This window comes from Streptomyces puniciscabiei (assembly GCF_006715785.1).
Lineage (GTDB): Bacteria > Actinomycetota > Actinomycetes > Streptomycetales > Streptomycetaceae > Streptomyces > Streptomyces puniciscabiei.
In genome coordinates this window covers 6,189,811-6,210,212 of the sequence record NZ_VFNX01000001.1, presented here as the reverse complement: position 1 = coordinate 6,210,212, position 20,402 = coordinate 6,189,811, and the positions used below count along the sequence as shown (strand labels likewise).

General features: G+C 75.4%; 11 protein-coding genes. 3 read left to right on the top strand and 8 right to left on the bottom strand.

The features are described from left to right. Positions 1-82: 82 nt before the first annotated feature. The gene (locus tag FB563_RS28765; protein WP_055708713.1) at positions 83-940 is read left to right on the top strand and encodes an EamA family transporter; all 858 of its coding nucleotides are present in this window, start codon (positions 83-85) and stop codon (positions 938-940) included. Between the two features lie 28 nt (positions 941-968). On the opposite strand, the gene FB563_RS28760 is transcribed toward FB563_RS28765, so the two are convergent. Next, entirely contained in the window at positions 969-1,766 is a 798-nt protein-coding gene (locus FB563_RS28760) for an acyltransferase (RefSeq protein WP_055708714.1), read from the bottom strand. A gap of 109 nt (positions 1,767-1,875) precedes the next feature. On the opposite strand from FB563_RS28760, the gene FB563_RS28755 reads away from it, so the two are divergent. Next, positions 1,876-2,403, top strand: coding sequence for a gamma carbonic anhydrase family protein (locus FB563_RS28755; protein WP_055708715.1), 528 nt, complete (start codon positions 1,876-1,878; stop codon positions 2,401-2,403). Between the two features lie 9 nt (positions 2,404-2,412). Here FB563_RS28755 and FB563_RS28750 read toward each other — a convergent pair whose 3' ends face one another. Then, positions 2,413-3,060, bottom strand: coding sequence for a DedA family protein (locus tag FB563_RS28750; RefSeq protein ID WP_142218983.1), 648 nt, complete (start codon positions 3,058-3,060; stop codon positions 2,413-2,415). Positions 3,061-3,311: 251 nt separating this feature from the next. On the opposite strand from FB563_RS28750, the gene FB563_RS28745 reads away from it, so the two are divergent. Next, complete coding sequence (locus FB563_RS28745) at positions 3,312-4,352, top strand: lysylphosphatidylglycerol synthase transmembrane domain-containing protein (protein WP_244329036.1); 1,041 nt, start codon at positions 3,312-3,314, stop codon at positions 4,350-4,352. Between the two features lie 25 nt (positions 4,353-4,377). Here the strand turns inward: FB563_RS28745 and FB563_RS28740 are convergent, their stop codons facing one another. The 6 genes from FB563_RS28740 to FB563_RS28710 form a co-directional block, all read right to left on the bottom strand. Continuing rightward, a complete protein-coding gene (locus FB563_RS28740) occupies positions 4,378-5,415 on the bottom strand; it encodes a class I SAM-dependent methyltransferase (RefSeq protein WP_055707524.1) in 1,038 nt (345 codons plus the stop codon). A gap of 116 nt (positions 5,416-5,531) precedes the next feature. Further along, positions 5,532-6,713: a glycosyltransferase gene (locus FB563_RS28735; RefSeq protein ID WP_055707523.1), complete on the bottom strand. Its 1,182-nt coding sequence runs from the start codon at positions 6,711-6,713 to the stop codon at positions 5,532-5,534. Further along, positions 6,710-7,504 carry an alpha/beta fold hydrolase gene (locus tag FB563_RS28730; protein WP_079048893.1) on the bottom strand — a complete coding sequence of 265 codons (795 nt, stop codon included), beginning with the start codon at positions 7,502-7,504 and terminating at the stop codon, positions 6,710-6,712. Before FB563_RS28730 ends, FB563_RS28735 begins: the two co-directional genes overlap by 4 nt. A gap of 9 nt (positions 7,505-7,513) precedes the next feature. Then, complete coding sequence (locus FB563_RS28725) at positions 7,514-7,834, bottom strand: acyl carrier protein (RefSeq protein ID WP_055707521.1); 321 nt, start codon at positions 7,832-7,834, stop codon at positions 7,514-7,516. Then, the gene (locus FB563_RS43545) at positions 7,831-13,056 is read right to left on the bottom strand and encodes a type I polyketide synthase (protein ID WP_208766315.1); all 5,226 of its coding nucleotides are present in this window, start codon (positions 13,054-13,056) and stop codon (positions 7,831-7,833) included. Before FB563_RS43545 ends, FB563_RS28725 begins: the two co-directional genes overlap by 4 nt. Next, positions 13,053-20,066: a type I polyketide synthase gene (locus FB563_RS28710; RefSeq protein WP_055709803.1), complete on the bottom strand. Its 7,014-nt coding sequence runs from the start codon at positions 20,064-20,066 to the stop codon at positions 13,053-13,055. The genes FB563_RS43545 and FB563_RS28710 overlap by 4 nt, the downstream gene beginning before the upstream one ends. Positions 20,067-20,402: the final 336 nt, after the last annotated feature.

The following is a 20,402-nucleotide window of genomic DNA, read 5'->3' as shown; positions in this document are numbered from 1 at the left end:
TATATGGGATGACAGGGTTCACTTGACTGAACTACGGTGGGATGTACCCGCTCGTTCATCGAACTGTACTGCGAGGCCGGCCGTGACAGCATTCTTCGCCCTGACCACCAGCCTCCTGTGGGGGCTGGCCGACTTCGGCGGCGGACTGCTGACCCGGCGTACGCCCGCGCTGACCGTGGTGGTCGTCTCCCAGGCCGTCGCGGCGGCGGTCCTCGGCGTGATCGTCGTCGCGACCGGCGGATGGAGCGAGGCCGGACCCCGCCTGTGGTTCGCGTTCGCCGCCGGGCTGGTGGGGCCGGTGGCCCTGCTCTCCTTCTACAAGGCGCTCGCGCTCGGCCCCATGGGGGTCGTCTCGCCGCTCGCGACCCTGAGCGTGGCCGTGCCGGTCGGGGTGGGCCTGGTCCTCGGCGAACGGCCCGGGCTGCTCCAGATCACGGGTATCGCGGTCGCCGTCACCGGTGTAGTCCTCGCGGGCGGTCCGCAGCTGCGCGGGGCACCCGTGCAGCGGCGGACGATCCTGCTCACGCTGGTCGCGGCGCTGGGTTTCGGCACGGTCTTCGCGCTGATCACGGAGGCCTCGACCACCGTCACCGGCCTGTTCCTCGCCCTGTTCGTACAGCGGCTGACGAACGTCGCGGCCGGCGGGGCCGCGCTCGCCGTCTCCGTACGGCGGGGCGGCCGGGCGGTGCCGGAGGGCGGCTTCCCCTGGACCTCGCTGCCCGCGCTGGCCTTCGTCGGGCTCGCCGACGTGGCAGCCAACGGCGCCTACGCGGTCGCCGCCCAGCACGGCCCCGTCACCGTGGCGGCCGTCCTCGCCTCGCTGTATCCGGTGGTGACCGCGCTGGCCGCGCGCGGCTTCCTCAGCGAACGGCTGCGGGCGATCCAGACCGCGGGCGCGGGGCTGGCGCTGCTCGGCACGCTGTTGCTGGCGACCGGCTGAACCACCGCCGCCGGCGACCGGGAGCCGGTCAGCCCTCGGGCTCGAGCTCCACGAGCCGGGCCACCGCGTCCTCGTCCAGTTCCGCGAGCCGGGCCAGGCCGTCCTCGTCCAGCTCCGCGAGGGCCCGCAGTTGCTCGGGCGTCGTCCCTTCCGGGATGGGCACCGGGGCGGGCGTCCTGAGCGGCGGCTGCCAGCCCTGCTCGGCCGTCCAGCGCCGGACGACCCGGGCGGGGGCCCCGGCCACCACGGCATGGTCCGGCACCGCGCCCCGCACGACCGCCCCGGCCGCGACGACCACGTTCCGGCCGATCCGCGCGCCCGGAAGGATCACCGCGCCGGTGCCGATCCAGCAGCCCGGGCCGATCTCCACCGGCTCCATGCGCGGCCACTGCCTGCCGATGGGCTGGTGCGGGTCGTCGTAGGAGTGGTTGGTGGAGGTGACGTAGACGTACGGGCCGAAGTAGCAGTCGCTGCCGATGGTGACCGTCGTGTCCGCGATGACATGGCTGCCGCGGCCGAGGACCACGCCGTCGCCGATCCGCAGGATCGGGTCCGGGCCGAGGTCCAGGTCCGGCATCAGGCCGGCGGTCAGTGTGACCTGTTCGCCGATGATGCAGTGGGAGCCGAGGTGGATCCAGGGCTCGCCGAAGACCGTGCCGAGCGGGAACGCGAGCCGGGTGGCTTCGCCGATCGCGCCGAACCTCAGGCGGCCGGGGTGAGCGGCGGTGACGGAGCCGGCGCGCTGGGCCCAGGCCCAGGCCGCGTGTACGGCACGCTGGGCGAGGCCCTGCCTCCAGGATGAGAACGTGTTCTTGCGCTTCGGCACGGGGTCACGTTACTCAGCGGTTGCCTTCGGGGAGAGGGTGGGCTGCTGTGATCTTTGCCCCAACCCGTGTCGTACCGTGCGGGGTACGTACGGATGCGAGGAGACGGTGATGACACAGCAGGCGCTGATCGTGGGCATCGGGGGCAGGGAGCCCGAGGTCGATCCCGAGGCGTTCGTGGCGCCCACGGCTTCCGTGATCGGGGACGTCACGCTCCACGCCGGGGCCAGTGTCTGGTACGGGGCCGTCGTGCGCGGCGACGTCGAGAAGATCACCGTGGGGGCGCAGGCGAATGTGCAGGACAACGTCACGCTGCACGCGGATCCCGGGTTTCCGGTGAGCGTGGGTGAGCGGGTGTCCATCGGGCACAACGCCGTCGTGCACGGGGCGACCGTGGAGGACGACTGCCTCATCGGGATGGGGGCGACTGTGCTGAACGGGGCCGTGATCGGCGCGGGGTCGCTCGTGGCCGCTCAGGCGTTGGTGCCGCAGGGGATGGTGGTGCCGCCGGGGTCGCTGGTGGCTGGGGTGCCGGCGAAGGTGCGGCGGGAGCTGACCGAGGAGGAGCGGCAGGGGGTCACCCTCAACGGCACGATGTATGCCGAGCTGGCGAAGGCGCACAGGGATGTGCACCCGTAGGCCGGCAGGTCACTCGCCGGCGCTGACGGGTTCCGCGTCCCGTTCGTGCTGCTGCTGAGCCTTCTTCGCCTTGCGCTTGATGATCAGCATGGTGGCCAGGCCGAGCACCACCGCCGCGGCCAGGCCCACGTAGGAGAACTTCTTCAGCCAGCCCTCGGCGACCACGCCGACGTAGTAGACGGCGGCCGTGGTGCCGCCGGCCCAGCAGATGCCGCCCAGGACGTTGGCGATCAGGAACTTCCAGTACGGCATGTGGAGAACACCCGCGAGCGGGCCGGCGAAGATGCGCAGGAGGGCGATGAAGCGGCCGAAGAAGACGGCCCACATGCCCCACTTCTCGAAGGACCGCTCGGCGGTGGCCACATGGCCCTCGCTGAAGTGCTTCGGGAACTTGTTGCCGAGCCAGGCCAGCAGGGGGCGGCCGCCCTTGCGGCCGATCGCGTAGCCGATGGAGTCGCCGATCACGGCGCCGGCGGTGGCACACGCGCCGAGAACGACCGGGTTGATGCCCGAGTGCTGGGAGGACATCAGCGCCGCGGAGACCAGGATGATCTCTCCGGGAAGCGGGATGCCCAGGCTCTCCAGACCGATCACCAGGGCCACCACGGCGTAGACGGCGGCCGCGGGCACCGTGTCGAGCCATTCCTGGACGTGCACCGGCGGGATCCTCCCCTGTCGCTGTCCTTGCCTTCCGGGCCGCCGCATGCAAAGCGCGCCCCAAGGGAAGGCTACCTGGTCGGCGGTGAACGGCGGCCGGCTCGCACCCGCCGGCGGCACCGTCCCGCCCTCGCGCCTTCGGTTTTCGGACATCCCCGTGTCACGCGGGAGGGGAAGGCTCCCCGCCGTATCGCCCGACCCGCCTCCCCAGGTCCCCGCCGCGGGACCCGCTGCGGAAGGACGACGTCCCCGTGTCCTCACTGTCTCCCTCCCCCTCGCTCTCATCTCCCCCGCTCACCTCACCCCCGCTCGCCTCTCCCTCGCTCGCCTCTCCTCCGTCCACCCGGCCCGCGTCCCCCCTCGCGTCCCGGCACCTGCGGCTGGCCCTGTGCCTGGCTCCCCTGCTGCTCGCGGCCGGCTGGGCCGTCGCCAACCGGCCCGTGTTGTACGAGGGGGTCCGGCGGCTGGTCGCGGCCGACCCGGGGTGGCTGCTGGCCGGGGCCGGTTTCAGCTGCCTGAACTGCGTGGCGGCCGCGTGCGTCCGGCAGGGCGCCCTGCCCGACCGGGTGCCGCCGGGCCTGCTGCTGGCCTCGCAGTTCGCGGCCGGTGCCGCCAACCACGCGCTCCCGGGCGGGCTCGGCGCCCATGCCGTCACCCTGCGCTTTCTGCGGGGGCGCGGGGTGCCGCCGGCCCGGGCCACCGCGTCGATCGGCCTCTACTCCCTGGCCAAGTCCGGTGCGAAGACCGTGGTGCTGCTGGTGTTCCTCGCCGCGTCGCCGTCCTGGCGGCGCCTCGGGGACCTGCTTCCGGACGGACGGCTGGGGATTCCGGTCGCGGCCGCCGGGGGCGGGGCCGTCGTGGTGGCCGCGGTGCTGCTGACGGTCGTACGGCCGGTCAGGCGGCCGGTGGCCGGGCTGCTGCGCTCCGCCCTCGCCGACGCGCGGGAGGTGCACACGCGGCCCTGCCGGGTGGCCGCGCTGTGGGGCGGGGCGGTCGCGATGCCGCTGGTGCAGGGGACCACCCTGGCCTGTGTCGGTGCCTCACTCGGGCTGGGGCTGCCCTGGGAGCACGTGGTGCTCGCCTATCTCGCGGCGGGCACGGCCGTCGGGGCCGTTCCGGCGCCGGGCGGGTTCGCGGTCGACGCGGCGCTGGTGTGGACGCTGGTCACCTTCGGCTCCGCACCGGCGGTGGCCACCGCGACGGTCATCGGCTACCGGGTGCTGACCGACTGGGTGCCGCTGCTGCCGGGCACCCTGACGCTGTCCGCGCTGATCCGCGCCAAGGTGCTGTGAGTCACCACGGTGCGGTGAGTCCCGGTCACTCACGGCGCGCCACCAGGCGGTAGGCGTTGGACAGGCCGAGGCGGTGGGACAGGGGCCGGATCGCGAACCGGTCGAGGAGTGTCGCCGTGAGGAGCGCCGGCACGCCGGCGAGGAGGAGTGCGGTGCGCGCGGCGCGGCGCAGGGCGCCGGGCGGCTCGGGCAGCCAGGGGGCGTCCTCGCGCGGGGCGGTGTGGTCGAGGGCCAGCCAGACCGCGGCCAGCAGGTCGACCGGGTCGTGCGCCGCGGCGTGCTGCTCGGCGACCACCGTGAAGCCCCGCTCGGTCAGCCGCCGCCTCAGACCCGCGACCGGCATGAGGTGCAGGTGCTGGGGCTGGAGCCAGGGCAGCCACCAGCGGCCGAGCAGCCGGGCGTAGCGGCTCTCCGGGTCCGGCACCTCGACGACGAGGTGGCCGCCGGGGCGTACGGCCTGGTGGGCGGCGCGCAGTTCGCGGTCCGGGTCGGTGCTGTGCTCCAGGTAGTGGAACATGCTCACCACGTCGTAGCGGGCGGCGAGTTCGGGCGCGAGATCGGGGAAGGCGCCGCGGTGGGCACGGTCCACACGGCCCTCACGGACGGCGAGTTCGACACCGTCGGTGAAGTCGAGCCCGTCGAAGGTGGTGCCGGGCAGGACGGTGCGGGCCGTCGCGCAGAAGTGGCCGTGCCCGGTGCCGACGTCCAGCCATGTCTTCGGGGTGGGATCGTGCGGGAGCATCGCCTCGGCGCGGGCCCGGTACATGGCGGCACGGCCGCCGAAGGTGCCGCTCATGCGCTGTTCGCCGAGGCCGTCGTAGAAGTCCCGGTAGTAGAACTCCAGGCCTTCGGCGGTCAGTCGGGGGTTCTGGAAGATGTGGCCGCAGTCGGCGCAGCGGTCCAGGGTGAAGCGGCCGGGCTTGTGCTGGAGAAGGTCGGTGGTGCGCAGGCGGGTGTGCAGCCGGTCCGAGCCGCACCAGGGGCAGTCGGGGCGGCGGGCGGCGAAGAACCGGTCCGTGCCGGGCGCCAGATCCCTCTGGTAGCCGGGGCGCAGGGCGGCGATCCGCGCCCTCCTGGCGTTCCCGGCACCCTCGGCCTTCTTCTCGTCGCTCTTGGGCTTCTTCTCGTCGCTCTTGGCCTTCTCTTCGCCGTTCTCGGTCTTGTTTCCGGCGTGGTCGCTCATCGGCTCTCCGCTGCGAGTCGTTCGAGGTGGGCCGCCGCGGCCCGGGCGCCGCCCGCCGCGCGGAACGCGCTGCGGATCCGGGCGGCGGCGGCCCGGTGGCCGGGATCGGTGAGGACGGTGTCGAGGGCCGCGCCCAGCCGGTCCGCCCGGACCCGGCCGAAGCGGACCCGGACACCGGCCCCGGCGTCCACGACCTGTCCGGCCACCACGGGCTGGTCGTCGCGGATGGGCGCGACGACGAGCGGGACGCCGTGCCACAGGGCCTCGCACACGGTGTTGTGTCCGGCGTGGCAGACGACGGCGTCCATGCGCTCCAACAGGGCGAGTTGGGGCACGCACGGAAGGACCAGGACGTCCTTGTCGCCGGGCGGCACCACGAGCGCGCCGCCCGGGTCGGCGATCACCGCCTGCACCCGGTCGGCGCGTTCCCGCAGCGCGGTGAGGCACTCGGCGAGGAACCGGCCGCCCGCGTCGGCGTTCGCCGTGCCCAGGGTCACCAGGACCTTCGCCCGGGGCTGGTCCAGCAGTTCCCAGGGGAAACCGGGGCCCGCCGGGCGGCCGGCGAGGGAGGGCCCGACGTAGTGGATGTGCGGCGCCAACGGAGCCGGCGGGCCGATGAGTTCGGGTGTGCTGAAGATCAGCAGGAGATGGGGGGAGGAGCGGGGGTCCGTGGTGCCGGACGGGTCGCCGATGCGGGTGCGCAGCTCGGTCAGCCGGTCCCGCAGCCAGTCGGCGATTTTCGGCAGGCCGTCGTAGGCACCGGTGAACTCCGCCGAGGTGGTGGCCGAGGTGGCCCAGGGCAGTCCGAGGCGTTCGGCCACCAGGGCGCCGGCGAAGGCCTGCTGGTCGGCCACCACCACGTCCGGGCGGAACGCCTCGGCCGCCGCCCGGGCACCCGGCGCCATGGCGTCGGCGAGCGGCAGCAGATACCACTCCCACAGGAACTTCAGCGCCTCCGCGCCGCGCAGGTCCGGCGGCCGTACGGCGCCCTCGGCGCCCGGCACCGGGCCCGCGCAGCCGAACACCTCGGCGTCCGCGCCGGCGAGCCGCCGGACCAGCGCCGGGTCCGCGCACACCCAGGCCACCCGGTGCCCGTGGGCGGCCAGCCGGGCGGCGACGCCGACGGCCGGGTTGACGTGCCCGGTCAGCGGCGGCACCACGAAGAGGAAGGCGCTCATCGCACCCCCGCCCCGGCGCCGATCAGGTCCAGAACGTGCCCGCCCACGTCCGTCGGCGCCTCGACCAGCACCGAGTGCTCGTGCCCGGGCAGCACCACCGCCCGGTAGTCGGTCAGCAGCCCCCGCATCAGCGGCACCAGCCCCACGAGGTCCGACTCACCGCCGTACACGCCGAGGACCGGGCAGCGTACGGCCCTGATCGCGGCCTCGGTCAGCACCCGGCTGGCGGGGATGTCCCGGCCGAGGGTGGTCTCCCGGGCGAGCCGGGCCGCGCCCTTGGCCAGCCGGGCGGTGTTGTGGCCCCGGTGGGTGGTGATCCAGGCGATCGCGTCCGGCTCGTTGTGGGCGAGTTCGGTCATGACCCGGTCGAGGATGCGGCCGAGTTTCGCCGCCCAGGCGGGGGTCGCGGGCTCGGACTCGATCAGCGTCAGACTGGACGTGCGCTCCGGGTGACGGGCGGCGAAGCCGAAGGCGATCGTGCCGCCGTAGGAGTTGCCGACGAGGTGGACGGGCCCGGTGACGGCCAGCCGGTCGAGGAGGGCCTCCAGGTCGTCGATGTTGTGGTCGAGGGTGTAGCCGTGCGACGGGCGCTCACTGCGGCCGTGGCCGCGCAGGTCGTACATGACCACGTCGAGACCGGCCGCGGCGAACGCGGGCGCGACGGTGAAGTAGTAGCTGGCCAGGCTGTCGGTGAGCAGCCCGTGCACCAGGACGACCGTGGCGTGCGGGACGCGGCCGTCGGCCGGGCCCGTGCGCTGGACGTGCAGCCGGATCCCGCCGGCGTCGGCCATCGCCACGGCTCAGCCCGCCTGCGTGGTCCGCAGGCTCCGGACGACGTACTCCACGAGTTGGCCGACGGTCAGCTCGATGATCTCGTCGAACTCCATGCCTGCCAGGAACTCGGCCAGGTTGACCCGCTGCCCGTAGCGCTCCTCCAGCAGCCCGGCCAGGGTGACCAGGTCGATGCTCTCCAGCTCCAGGTCACGGTTGAAGGTGGTGGACAGGCCGATGACCACGTCGTCGTCGCCGTACTCCGCGAGCACGGTGCGGAGCATGCCGGTGAGGTCGGCGAGCACGGTGTCGGCGGTGGACTGCGCCGGGGCCGGCTGGGTGGGGTTCATCGGGGGAACTCCTCGGCTGCGTCGTCGGGTGCTTCGTGGATGTGTCCGTCGTCGGCTCCGGGCCCGGTCGTCCAGGCCACCACGTAGGTGCGCTTCGGCAGGCCGGGCGGGTTGGCCACCGGTGCGCAGTGCACGGTGTGGACGCGCTCCAGGCGGCCGGAGACCAGTAGCCGGCTGCCGTCCGGCGCGGTCTCCAGCACCGCGAAGTCCCGTGGCCGACCGCCGAATCCGACGCCCTCGGCCTTGGCCACGGCCTCCTTGGCTGCCCAGAACCGGGTGAACCACACCGCTTCCCCGCCCTCCGCGGCGCTGGCGCGCAGCAGGCGGAGTTCGGCCGGGCCGAGCGCGGTGGCGAGGGTCGCCCGGTCGCGCTCGGTGACCTCCTCGATGTCGATGCCGGGGCCGGGCCGCGGGCTGTGCGGCCGGACGATCGCCACGGCCGCCTCGGCGCGGTGGGCGAGCGAGACGTCCAGCGGGGGCGGGGTCCGGCCGTGTGCGCCGGTGACGTACGGACGCCCCAACTCGTCGTTGCGCACGCGCAGTTCGGCCGGGAAGACGGGGCCTTCGGCGTGCTGCCAGAGCCACTGCCGCACGGCGTCCTTGACGGCGATCCGGCCGAGCAGCCACTGCCGGCGGCCGCGCGGCGGGCGTGCGGCGTACTCGGCCCGTTCGGCGCCGCCGAGCGAGTTGCGCATGATCAGCTCACGGGAGGCGAGGTCGGGCCAGCGCTCGTGCACCAGCGTCCAGCCGCCGGGCATGGCCTGGGAGAGGGTGTTGCGCTCCGGGAAGCGTTCGACCGGGCGGGTGGTGGGGTCGTTGTCGAAGCGGCGGTCCTGCCAGCCGCCGATCACCGCCCACACCCGGCCGCCGACGGTGAGCTCCGCGTCGGCCTCCAGGACGGTGTCCGTCAGCGAGGTGATCCGCAGCACACAGCCCACCTCCGTGCCGGGTGCCGGGTGCGGTCCGTGGAACCGCAGGTGCCGCATCCGCACGGGGAAGACGACGGTCCGCTCCGTACCGGTCGCCATGATCCAGTAGCCGAGCAGCTGGCCCACGTTGTCCAGCAGCGCGCCGGGAGCGGCGGGCGCGGTGATCACTCCCCGGATGTGCCGCTCGCCGATCGCGGTGAGGTCGGTCAGGCCCTGGAACCCGGGGCCGTGGAACATCCAGCGGTCCCGGTAGAGCTCGGCGGCGGTGTGCTCCGGGCGGCGCTCGGGGACGTCCGGGAGGGGGCGGGGCGGAGGTGGTGCGGGGTGGCGCCGGGCGAGTTCGACCGTGGCGCGGGCCGTGGGGCCGAACGCGACGGTGACGCGGTCCGGGTGGCCGGGGGCCGGGGTGACGGTGACCGGTACGTCGACGGGAGGTGCGGCGGTGAGCCAGCGGTCGAATCGGGCCTCGCGCACGGCGACCGCCCGCAGGCCGGGCACCGCCGCCTCCGCCGCGTCCATCATGTGCCGGACGATCGTGGTGGCCGGGACGACCGGCCAACGGTCCTCCATGTCCGGCCAGTCGGGGCGTTGCCGGAAGAAGCAGTGGTCGAGGAGGTGGGGCATGGTGCGGGGGGAGACGTGGAGGGTGGTCGTCGTCGGGTTCGGCGTGACGGGCCCGGGCGCCGGGGCAGGGCGCACCGGGGGTGTGGCGAGCACGGGGGCGGTGGATGCCGGGGCCGGGGCGGCGGGAGCCGGGGCAGCGGGGGCGGGGGCCGGGGCTGGGGCAGGACGCGTGGGAAGCGTGCCGGGCCGCGGGGACGGGGCGACAGCCGCGGGGGCCGTGGTCGCTGCGGTGGCTGTGGTCGTGGCGGTCCGGTTGCGCCGGGCGCTCGCCGCGATCAGCTCGGCCGCGGTGTCCGCGGTGTCCCGCAGCAGGGCGGTCAGCTCTGCGGCGGCCGGGGAGTGCGCGGCGAGGCCCTCCAGTCCACCGAGCGCTGCGCCGCTCGGCCCCGCTGCGGGCACGGGTTGCGCGACGGCCGGGCGTCCCGGGCGGTGACCGGGCGCCGGGTGCCCGGCGGGCGCTCGCGGGCCGGTCACGGGCGCGGGCTGGGCGGCGGACAACCCCTGGCGAACCGTGGGCGCGGGCCGCACGGCAGGGAATGCGGAGCGCAGTTCCGCGCGGAGTGCGTCGAGTACAGGGCCGTCCAGCGAGACCAGGGCGCCGCCGAGGTCGAGCCGAACGGGCGGGAGACGGCGACGTGCGGGCGCGGTCGCCGCGGTACGGGGAGATACCGGCGACGTGATCGCTGCGGTGCCGGACGCCACGGCCGACGGAGCGGCTGCGGTCCACGGCGCCGCGGATACGGAGGGAGTCGCTGCCGTGTGCCGTCGCACCGCCGGTGCCACCGATGCCCCCGCGGCCCACAACGCCACCGCCACGCGGCGCAGTTGGGACATACCGCTGCGCTCGGGGGCGTTGGCGGCGACGGTCAGGTGGTCACGGTCGCCGAGGGTGTCGGTGATCAGGGAGGTGAGCCGGCCGGGGCCCACCTGGACGAAGACGCGGTGCCCGGCGGCGTACAGGGCCTCGGTCAGCTCGCGGAAGCGGACGGGTTCCAGCAGATGCCGTACGAACAGCTCGCGCACCGCACCTTCGGCCTGCGGGAACGGCGCGGCGGTGGTCCCGGACCACACCGGAACCGTCGGCGGATGGAGCCGGAAGCGGCCGGCGGCCTCCTCGATGGGCGCGAGGTACGGCTGAAGCATCGGCGTGTGGAAGCCGGAGCGGAAGGGCAGCACCTGGCAGATCACGCCCCGCGCACGCAAGGACCGTACGAGTTCCTCGACCGCCGCTCCGGGCCCGCAGACCATGGACTGGCGGGGCGCGTTGTCGTGCGAGAGCACGATCCCGGAGTCCGCCCAGGACTCGGCGAGCGCGGCGCGGACGTGCGCGGCCGAGGTACCGAGGGCGGCGAAGGTGAGACCGGGCACGGTGAGGGCGTCCGGGTCGAACCCGGCCATGAACGCGTCGACCTGGTCCGGCGCGTAGAGCCCGCCCGCCGCCATGGCCGTCCACTCGCCGACGCTGTGCCCGGCGACCGCGTCCGGTACGACACCCATGCGGCGCAGCGCCCGGTCCAGCAGGCGGCCGACCCCGACGACCCCGAAACCGTGCCGGCCCACATCACCGACCCGGACGTCCCCGCCGGGCAGCGGGGTGAGGCCGAAGTGGGCGGCGATGTCGTCGGTACGGGGCGCGAAGTCGCCCTCCAGGCCGGGGAAGACGAAGGCCAGCCTGCCGCCGCCGGCGGGGCCGAGCAGCGGGTGCGGCCGGAACCAGACATCGCCACGGCCGTGCCAGCCGCGCCCCTTGGCGACGGCCCGGCGGGCCAGCGCGAGCCGCTTGGCGGTCGGGGCCACGATGCCGAGCCGGGCGGGGCCGGCGTCGGCGTGCGGCAGGTCCGGGTCGAGTCCGGCGGCCAGGACGGCCGCGTCGTCGCCACCGAGGAGCGCGGCGAGGTCCGCCACGCCGTCGGCGGCGAGCAGCAGGATCCGCTCGGGCTCGGTGACCTGCGCGGGAGGGGACGCCGGGCGCACACCGGGCGCCTCGCCCGGCGCCGAACGCGGCCGGGTGGCCTCCGGCTTCGCGGATCCGGGACTCAGGGCGCCGGCCGACACCGACCGGTCCCGCTCGCCCGGTTGCACCCCGGCTCCCGTCCCCCCTGTCTCCCGCGCCGCCGCTCCGGCACACGCGGCCTCCACCCGGCCCGCACGGGCCCGCGCCCCTGCTGCCTCCGCAGGCCCCGATCGGACACGCGATGCCTCCGCCCGGCCGGCACGCGCACGTCCGCTCTCCCCCGGCGCGGACCCGGAACCCGGTGCCTCCTCCAGCACCACATGGGCGTTGATCCCGCCGAAGCCGAACGCGTTGACGGCGGCCCGGCGGACCGGCCGGCGGGCGTCCGTCTCCCAGGGGCGGGCCCGCTCCAGTGTGCGGAAGCGGGTGGCGGCGAGGGCGGGGTGGGGGTCGTCGCAGTGGAGGGTGGGCAGGAGGGTGCCGTGGTGGAGGGCGAGGGCGGCCTTGACCAGCCCGGCCACCCCGGCGGCCGGCATGGTGTGGCCGATCATCGACTTCACCGAGCCGAGGACCGGGCGGCGGCCCATACCCTGGGCGGGCCCGAACACCTCGGCGAGAGTGGTGAGTTCGGCCGTGTCCCCGGCAGGGGTGGCGGTGCCGTGCGCCTCCAGCAGGCCGATGGAGTCCGGCGCGGCGGGGTCGAGCCCGGCGGCCCGCCAGGCCTGGCGTACGGCTCTGGTCTGCCCGCCCGGGTCGGGTGCGGCCGGTGACGCCGTACGGCCGTCGCTCGCCACGCCGGTGCCCCGGATCACCGCGTACACCCGGTCACCGTCGCGTTCGGCGTCCGCGAGCCGCTTCAGTACGACGACGCCGGTGCCCTCGCCGATGAGGATGCCGTCGGCGTCACGGTGGAAGGGGCGGATGCGCTGGCTCGGGGAGAGCGCGCGCAGTTGCGCGAAGACGCTCCAGAGCGTGATGTCGTGGCAGTGGTGCACTCCCCCGGCCAGCATCAGGTCGCAGCGGCCGGTGGTGAGTGCGGTGACCGCCTGGTCCACGGCGACCAGGGAGGAGGCGCAGGCGGCGTCCACGGTGTAGGCGGGGCCGCGCAGGTCGAGCCGGTTGGCGATGCGCGAGGCGGCCAGGTTGGGGACCAGGCCGATCGCGGACTCCGGGCTGTCGGGGCCGAGCCGTTCGGTGAACGCCGTGCGGACGCGGTCGAGTTGGGCCCCGGAGAGGCCGGGTAACAACTCGCCCAGGGTGCGGGTGAGTTGCGCGGCCGTGCGTACCCGCTGGTCGAGGCGGACCAGGCCGGGGGTGAGGTAGCCGCCGCGGCCCAGGGCCACGCCGATCCGGTGCCGTTCGGGCAGCCGTTCCTCGCCGCCGGCGTCCGCGAGCGCGGCGGCGGCCACGTCGAGGGCGATCAGCTGGTCGGGCTCGGTGCCGGGCACCGAGGCGGGCATGATGCCGTATCGGGTGACGTCCACCTCGGCGAGGCCGTCCACGAATCCGCCGCGCCGGCAGTAGATCCGGTCGGGCGCGGCGGGTCCGGTGGCCGAGCCGGGCCGGTAGTAGTCGGCGTCCCACCGGTCCGCGGGGACCTCGCCGATCGCGTCGACTCCGTCGCGCAGGTTGCGCCAGTAGGCCTCGAGCCCGGGGGCGCCGGGCAGCAGCACCGCCATCCCGACGACGGCGACGGGAACTTGACGTTCGGTCATGTCAGCGTCCCCGAGGCGGTGTAGACGACGGCGCGGGCCGACGGTTCGCCCCAGGCGAGCTCCCGCAGCAGCGCCGCGGTGCCCTCGTCGGGGTCGATCAGCTCGATCCCGCGCCGGGCGTACGCGCGGCCGAGTTCCGCGCCGACCATGCCGCCGTGCGTCGCGGACGGCGCCCAGGGCCCCCAGTGGACGGTCAGCGTGCGCGCGCCCGTCCGGGCCGCCCAGTCGGCGCCGAGGGCTTCCAGGGCGTCGTTGGCGGCGGCGTAGTCGGCCTGGCCGCGGTTGCCGAGCACGGCGGCGACGCTGCCGAACAGCACGGTGAACGCGGGCGCGCCGGGCAGGTCGTCCAGGGCGGCGAACAGCGCCGCGGCCCCGGCCGTCTTCGTGCCGTAGACCCGCTGGAAGGACTCGGCGGTCTTGTCCGTGATGAGCCGGTCCTCGATGACACCGGCGGCGAAGACGACCCCGTCGAGGCGCCCGTGTTCGGTGTGGATCTCCTTGACCGCCCGCAGGACGGCGTCCCGGTCCCGGAAGTCCACCGAGCGGTAGCGTGCCTCGCTGCCGAGTGCGCCGAGTTCGGCGAGAGTCGTGGTGATCTCCCGCTGGGCGAGGATCAGTTCGGCGGCCGTGTTGATCTCGGCGGGGGCGGCCGCGCCCGGGCCCGCGGCGAGTGCCGCCCGCAGCTCGACGGGGGTGCGCGCGCCGGCGGTGTGCGGGGCCTCGGGCGCGGTGGGCGCGGGCGTACGGCCCAGCAGCTCGATACGGCACCGGCAGGCGCCGGCCAGCGTGGCCGCGAACCTCGCGGTGATGCCCCGGGCGCCGCCGACCAGGAGCACGACGGAGTCCCGGTCGAGCCCGAGTGCCGCCGCTTCGGCGACGCCGTCCCCCGCGGGCCCGGCGCCGGTGCTCGCGAGCGGGCCCAAGGGGGCGGGTACGAGCTCGGGACCGCGCCGGGCACCGGCCGCCGTTCGCAGGACGACGGGGGCCGGCCCGGGCGCCCGCAGCTCGGCGAGCAGGGCGTCGGCGACGGCCGCCGGAGCGGTGTCGGCGACGGCGACGACCCGTGCGAGCAGGTCCGGGTACTCGCGGCCGACGCTGCGGAACAGGCCGTCCAGCCCGGCCGCCCGAAGCGCGCCCGCGCGGTCGGCGGCCCGGAGGGCGAACAGCCGGCGCGGGCCACGCGCGAGCGCCGCGCGGAGCACCGGGAAGGCGTCCGGCAGCACGGGGAGGTCCGGGCCGGGCAGCGCGCCGAGGTACACGACATCGTCGACCGTGCCGTCCGCCGCGGTGAGGAGGTGGCTCGCGTCGAGCGTCACGGCTTCGGCCCCGTGCTCGGCGAGCCGCGCCGCGACCCGCGCCGCCGCGCCCGCGCCGTCCCCGAGAAGGGCGAAACGCCGGCCGGACAGGGGGTGGTCCTGGTCGTCGGCGGCAGCAGGGTCCGGAGCCGGGAGGGGCACAGGACGCAGCTCCCAGCGCCGGGGTGGAACGCCGAGCGCGGGGACGGGGGCGTGCACGGCTTCGGCCGGTTCCCAGGCGCGCCCGGCCACCGCGCCCGTGCGCGCCTCCTCGGCCCGCTCTGCCACGTGCCCGGTCCGGCCGTCGGCGCGGGGCCCCTCCTTCCGCCCGCCGGCCTCGCCGGACTGTGTCCCCGCGCCGCCGGACTGTGCCCCCGCCCGCGCCGTCAGCCATGCCGTCACCGCGGCAGCCGTACGGGCCTTGGCCAGTTCCTCCAGTGCGGAGTCGTCCAGCACGTCGGCGCCGCCCGCGATGCCGAGCCGCTTGGCGAGCTCACCCGCTATCTCGGCCCGTTTGATGGAGTCGATGCTGAGGTCCGCCTCCAGGTCGAGGTCGGGCTCGATCATGTCGACGGGGTAGCCGGTGCGTTCACTGATGATCTCCAGGACGACCTGCTCCACGTCGGTCACCGGCGCCGGACCGTCCGGCTCGGTCGACCGCGCTTCCGGCGAGGGGACTTCGGGTGTGAGCACCTGCGGAAGCAGTACGGCTGCAACGGGTGCCTGCGGCGTCGCGCCGGGTGCCGTGCCGAAGTAGGTGAGCAGGACATCGCGCTGGGCGGCGATCATCTCCCGGCTGGTGCGCAGGAATTCGGAGATGAGCGCGTCCCGGTGGTCGGTGGGGGCGCCGTACGGCTGGTCGGTGGTCACGGTCGTCTCCATGACTCGTCGGGCCGGTGCGAGGGCACCGGGCAGGAGTGCTCCGCCGGCGGTGCGGACGAGGTGTCCGTCGACCTCCCAGCCGGGCCGTTCCGGTGCCGGGGTGCGCAGCGCGTCGACGGCGTCGCGGCCCCGCAGCAGCCAGGCGGTGCGCACCGGCCGGCCGGCAACGGCGAGGCGGGCGAGGGCGTCGAGCCAGCCGCGCAGGCCGCTGTCGGCGTCGGGCTCGCAGGCGACCGTGCGGTGCGGGCGCTCGCCGAGGATCCGGGCGACGAGCCGGGTGAGGACCGTGCCGGGGCCCGCCTCGACGAAGACGCGCGCGCCCGCCTCGTACATGGCCTCGATCTGGGCGGCGAACGCGACGGGGGCCCCGATCTGGGCGGCGAGTTCGGCGCGCACCTCGTCGGGGTCGGGCGGATAGGGCGCTGCGGTGCGGTTGGCCCAGACGGGGAACTCGGGCGCGCGCACCGTTCTGCCGCCGAGGACCTCGGCGAACCGTTCCCCCGCCGCGGCCACGAGCGGGCTGTGGAAGGCACAGGCCACGGGGATGCGCCGCGCGCCGAGCCCGGCGTCGCGCAGCAGCCGCACGGCCGAGTCGACATCCGCCGTCGGACCTGAGATCACCGTCTGGTCGGGTGCGTTGAGGTTGGCGACGACGACGGAGGCGGGTGCGCCGGCCGTCTGCAGGGTGCGCACGACGGTCTCGGCGGGGGCGCCGACGGCGGCCATGGTGCCCGGGTCGTCGCCCGCCGCCGCCAGGATCGCTCCGGCCCGCTCGGCGCTCAGCTCGAGCAGCGTCCCGGGGTCGAGGGCGCCGGCCGCGGCAAGGGCGACCAGCTCGCCGTAGCTGTGGCCGGCGGCCAGGTCGGGGTGGACCCCGGCCGAGGTGAGGAAGGCGTGCGCGACGAGTCCCGTGATGCCGAGGGCGGGCTGCGCGGCCCGGGTGTCGGTGAGCGCGGCCCGCCGGCGCTCCCGCGCGGCCTCGTCGAAGGCGGCGGCCGGGTGGACCGCGTCGGCGTGCACGCGACCGAGCTCCAGGTAGTGCCGCAGCTCAGGCAGATGCACCAGCAGCTCGGCCAGCATCCCGGGACGCTGACTGCCCTGACCGGGGAACAGAAAGGCGACCTTGCCCTGGAGCCGATCCGCCGCCCCCTCCCCCTCCGGCTGCGTCACCGGGTGCTCCGGCTCCGGCACCGGATCGGCGACATGGATGCCCGCAGCCGGATCGTGCTCCCCGGTGAGGAGCCGTCGGAGTTGCCGCGTGAGTTCCTCGGTGTCGCGGGCCACGAGTGCGGCCCGGGCCGGTTCGTGCGAGGTGTCGGCGCGGTGGGCCGCGGCGAGGGCGAGGTCGCGCAGGCGCCAGGGGTGGCCGTCGGCCTCGGCGGCCCGGAGGAGCTCCGCTGCCTGCCGGTGGGCCGCCGCGGTGTCCCGGCCGCGGAAGAGGAACAGCTCGGCCGGCCAGGCGTCCAGGGCCTGCCGGGGCGGTACGGCGTCGGCGTGAGCGGCCAGCACGGCGTGGAAGTTGGTGCCGCCGAAGCCGAACGCGCTGATCCCGGCGAGGCGTTCGGCGGCAGGTGCCGTCCAGGGCCGGGCGCGGGTGTGGAAGGCGAAGGGGCTGTCGTCCTGCGTCCAGGCCGGGTTGGGCCGCTCCAGGTGCAGGGTGGGCGGGACGACGCCGGTGTGCAGCGCGAGGGCGGTCTTGATGAGTCCCGCGAGCCCGGCGGCGCACTTGGTGTGCCCGATCTGGGACTTGACCGAGCCGAGGGCGCAGCGGCCGTTCTCCGCGCCCGCCTCGGTGAACACCTCGCTGAGCACGGTGAGTTCGGTGCGGTCGCCGACGACCGTGCCGGTGCCGTGCGCCTCGACCAGGCCGACGTCCGCGGGCGAGACACCGGCGTTGCGGTACGCGCGCTCCAGCGCCGCCCGCTGGCCTTCGGGGCGGGGCGCGGTGAGGCCGAGCGAGCGGCCGTCGCTCGCGGAGCCGAGGCCCTTGACCACGCCGTAGATCCGGTCGCCGTCGCGTTCGGCGTCCGCGAGCCGTTTGAGGACCACGCAGGCCACGCCCTCGCCGAGGGCGATGCCGTCGGCCGAGGCGTCGAAGGCGCGGGAGCGTCCGGTCGGCGAAAGCGCGTGGACGGAGGAGAACAGGACGTAGTCGTTGATGCCGTTGTGCAGGTCGGCGCCACCGCACAGCACGAGGTCACTGGTGCCGGCGACGAGTTCCTTGCAGGCCACGTCGAGGGCGGCGAGGGAGGAGGCGCAGGCGGCGTCGACGGTGAAGTTGGCGCCGCCGAGGTCCAGCCGGTTGGCGATCCGGCCGGAGATCACGTTGGCGAGCATGCCGGGGAAGGAGTCCTCGGTCAGCCGGGGCAGTTGCTCCTCGACACCGTCGGGCACCTTGCCGTAGTAGGACGGGAGCACGGCGCGCAGGGTGACGGCGTTGGACAGGTCGCTGCCCGCCTCCGCGCCGAAGACGACCGAGGCCCGTGCGCGGTCGAACTCCCGCCCCTGCTCGCCGTATCCGGCGTCCTCCAGGGCCCGGCGGGCCGCCTCCAGGGAGAGCAGCTGGACGGGTTCGATGCTGCCGAGGGAGGCGGGCGGGATGCCGTAGCGCAGCGGGTCGAAGGGGATGCGGGGCAGGAATCCGCCCCACTTGGACGCCGTACTGCCGGCCGCGTGGTGCACGGCCGGGTCCCAGCGCTCGGGCGGCACCTCGGTGACGGCGTCGCGGCCGCTGACGATGTTGGTCCAGAAGGTCGCGAGGTCGGGGGCCTCGGGGAACATGCAGGCCATGCCGACGACGGCGACGTCCAGTGGCGCGGGCGGCTCCGGCTCGGCGGCCGAAGGGGCGCTCGGATGGGCGGCCCGCCGCGCCGGGAAGCCGGCGGCCGACCGTGCCAGGAACGCGGCGGCGCCGTCGGTCACCGCGCGGTGCAGGTCCGCCAGGGTGGTGGTCGCCGAACGCAGCACGGCGACCTCGCCGGCCATGAACATCCCGTCCGCGAGCTGCCGTTGCTCGTCCACGGTCGCCAACGCGCCGGCGGCCCCGCGTTCGACGCCCTTGCTGGCGATGCGCAGCCGGCCCACGTTGAGCCGCTCCAGCCTCTCCCAGACCTCGCGGTCGGTCAGTCCCTGGGCCCGGAGAGCGGCCTCGCGCGCCCGGTAGTCGCCGGTGAAGGGGCTCGGGACACAGCGGGTGGCGTGGCCGGGGGCGGTCTCCAGCAGCGTCGTCGTGGTGGCGGTGAGCACCTGCCGCTGGAAGAGGGGCCGTACGGCGCCGTGCGCGACGGCCTCCTCGGTGAACAGGTAGGCGGTGCCCATGAGCACGCCGACGGCGGCGCCCCGCGCGGTGAGCGGTGCGGCCAGGGCCGCGACCATCGCCGCCGACCGCTCGTCGTGGACACCACCGGCGAAGAACACCTCCAGCCCTCGGGCCGCCGGGTCGTCGGCGCGGGCCAGGAAGTCCTCCAGCACGGCCAGTTGGGCCTCCCAGAGCGGGAAGGAGGCACGGGGTCCGACATGCCCGCCGCACTCGGACCCCTCGAACACGAACCGGCGCGCGCCCGCGTCCAGGAACTGCCGCAGCAGCCCAGGCGAGGGCACGTGCAGGTAGGCGTGGATCCCGGCCCGCTCCAGCGTCTCGGCCTGGGCGGGCCGTCCGCCCGCGATGACGGCGTGCGTGGGCCGCAGTTCCCGTACGGCCTCCAGCTGGGCGTTCCTGATCTCCTCGGGGGCGAAGCCGAGCACGCCCACGCCCCAGGGACGCCCGTCCAGCACGGCCCGCGCCTCGGTGAGCATCGACCGGGCCCGCTCGCCGTCGGCGAGGGCCAGCGCCAGGAACGGCAGCGCCCCGTCCGCGGCGACGGCCGCGGCGAAGCCCGCCTGGTCACTGACCCGGGTCATGGGCCCCTGGGCCACCGGGAGCCGGGTGCCGAGCGCCCGGCTCATGACCGACCCGGACCGCAGGGCCGTGGCAGCACCGCCGGCCACCCCGAGCATCGCCGCCGACACCTCCCGCACCGCCCGTCGTACGTCCCGGTACCGTTCGGCGAACCGGGCGGCGAGGAAACCGTCCTGGCCCACCGGCAGCAGCCGGCCGCGCCGGTCGTCGGCGCCCAGCAGGGACGCGACCGCCCGGGGGTCGTCGGCCGGCGGGCACGGGGCGTCCGGTCCCCTGCGCCGCAGCACCCGGTGGCCACCGAGCACCACGGTCTCCGAGCCGTCCAGGGAGCGCAGCACCGAACGGACCGACTCGGGCAGCCCCGACTCGGCGAGCAGCGCCAGCTGGCTGTCGAGGACCACCCCCGCGGCACCGCCGGCCACCGCGGCCGCCGCCGTGCGCGGGCCGATGCCGCCGCAGGCCCAGACCGGGACGCGGCCCGACTCCGGGTCGGACAGCAGCTGTTGCAGCAGGACGAAGGTGCTCAGCTCGCCGACCCGGCCACCGCTCTCGCCGCCGCGGGCGATGAGCCCGTGGGCACCGGCGCGCACGGCCAGGCGCGCCTGCCCGAGGTCCATGACCTCCGCCAACACGCGGACGCCGGAGGGCAGTTCGGTCCGGTTCCAGGTCACGTCCGGGGTGAGGACCAGGGTGGCGGGGCCGTCTCCGGCCTCGGCCGGCGTCAGCGCGCACCGCCCGGTCATCCGTATCCCGAAGGGGCCCGGCGCGGACCGTCTCAGCCGGGTCAGCGCCTCTCGGGATCTTCGGTCCCCGGTGCCGAGGTCGAGGATGCCGAGCGCGCCGGCGGCGCAGGCGGCGGCGGTGAGACCGGCGTCGGGTTCTCCGAAGGGGGTGAGGCACAGGACGAGGTCATGGGCGCGCACAGGCGAGGTCATGATGCTCCGGCACGATCGGCGAGACTGCACGGTGGGGGGTGTGCGGCGGAACGCTCTGGTGCGAGGGCACCGGAAACTAGCCCCGGCCTACTCACGGGTCAATAACGACGCTCCCTTTTCGCGCCCGGAGGCATCGATTCGGCCAGTGGGTCGAATTCACCGCAAGAAGCGGAAAACGCGGTAATTCCCTTCACCGGTACGGGCGGGGGACCACCGGTACCCCCGCACCACACCACCACAACCCCGGCAAAGTCCCCTCCGGGGCCGCCGCCCGCACGCCCGGCCGCACCACGGCGGGACATCCGCTCGAAGTCTGTAAATCCCGCATGCCTTCGG

What these genes read in the sequence shown, in the direction of transcription:
- FB563_RS28755 (WP_055708715.1), top strand. Translation starts at nt 1,876, where the DNA reads ATGACACAGCAGGCGCTGATCGTGGGCATCGGGGGCAGGGAGCCCGAG.
- FB563_RS28735 (WP_055707523.1), bottom strand. Translation starts at nt 6,713, where the DNA reads ATGAGCGCCTTCCTCTTCGTGGTGCCGCCGCTGACCGGGCACGTCAAC.
- FB563_RS28730 (WP_079048893.1), bottom strand. Translation starts at nt 7,504, where the DNA reads ATGGCCGACGCCGGCGGGATCCGGCTGCACGTCCAGCGCACGGGCCCG.
- FB563_RS28725 (WP_055707521.1), bottom strand. Translation starts at nt 7,834, where the DNA reads ATGAACCCCACCCAGCCGGCCCCGGCGCAGTCCACCGCCGACACCGTG.
- FB563_RS43545 (WP_208766315.1), bottom strand. Translation starts at nt 13,056, where the DNA reads ATGACCGAACGTCAAGTTCCCGTCGCCGTCGTCGGGATGGCGGTGCTG.
- FB563_RS28710 (WP_055709803.1), bottom strand. Translation starts at nt 20,066, where the DNA reads ATGACCTCGCCTGTGCGCGCCCATGACCTCGTCCTGTGCCTCACCCCC.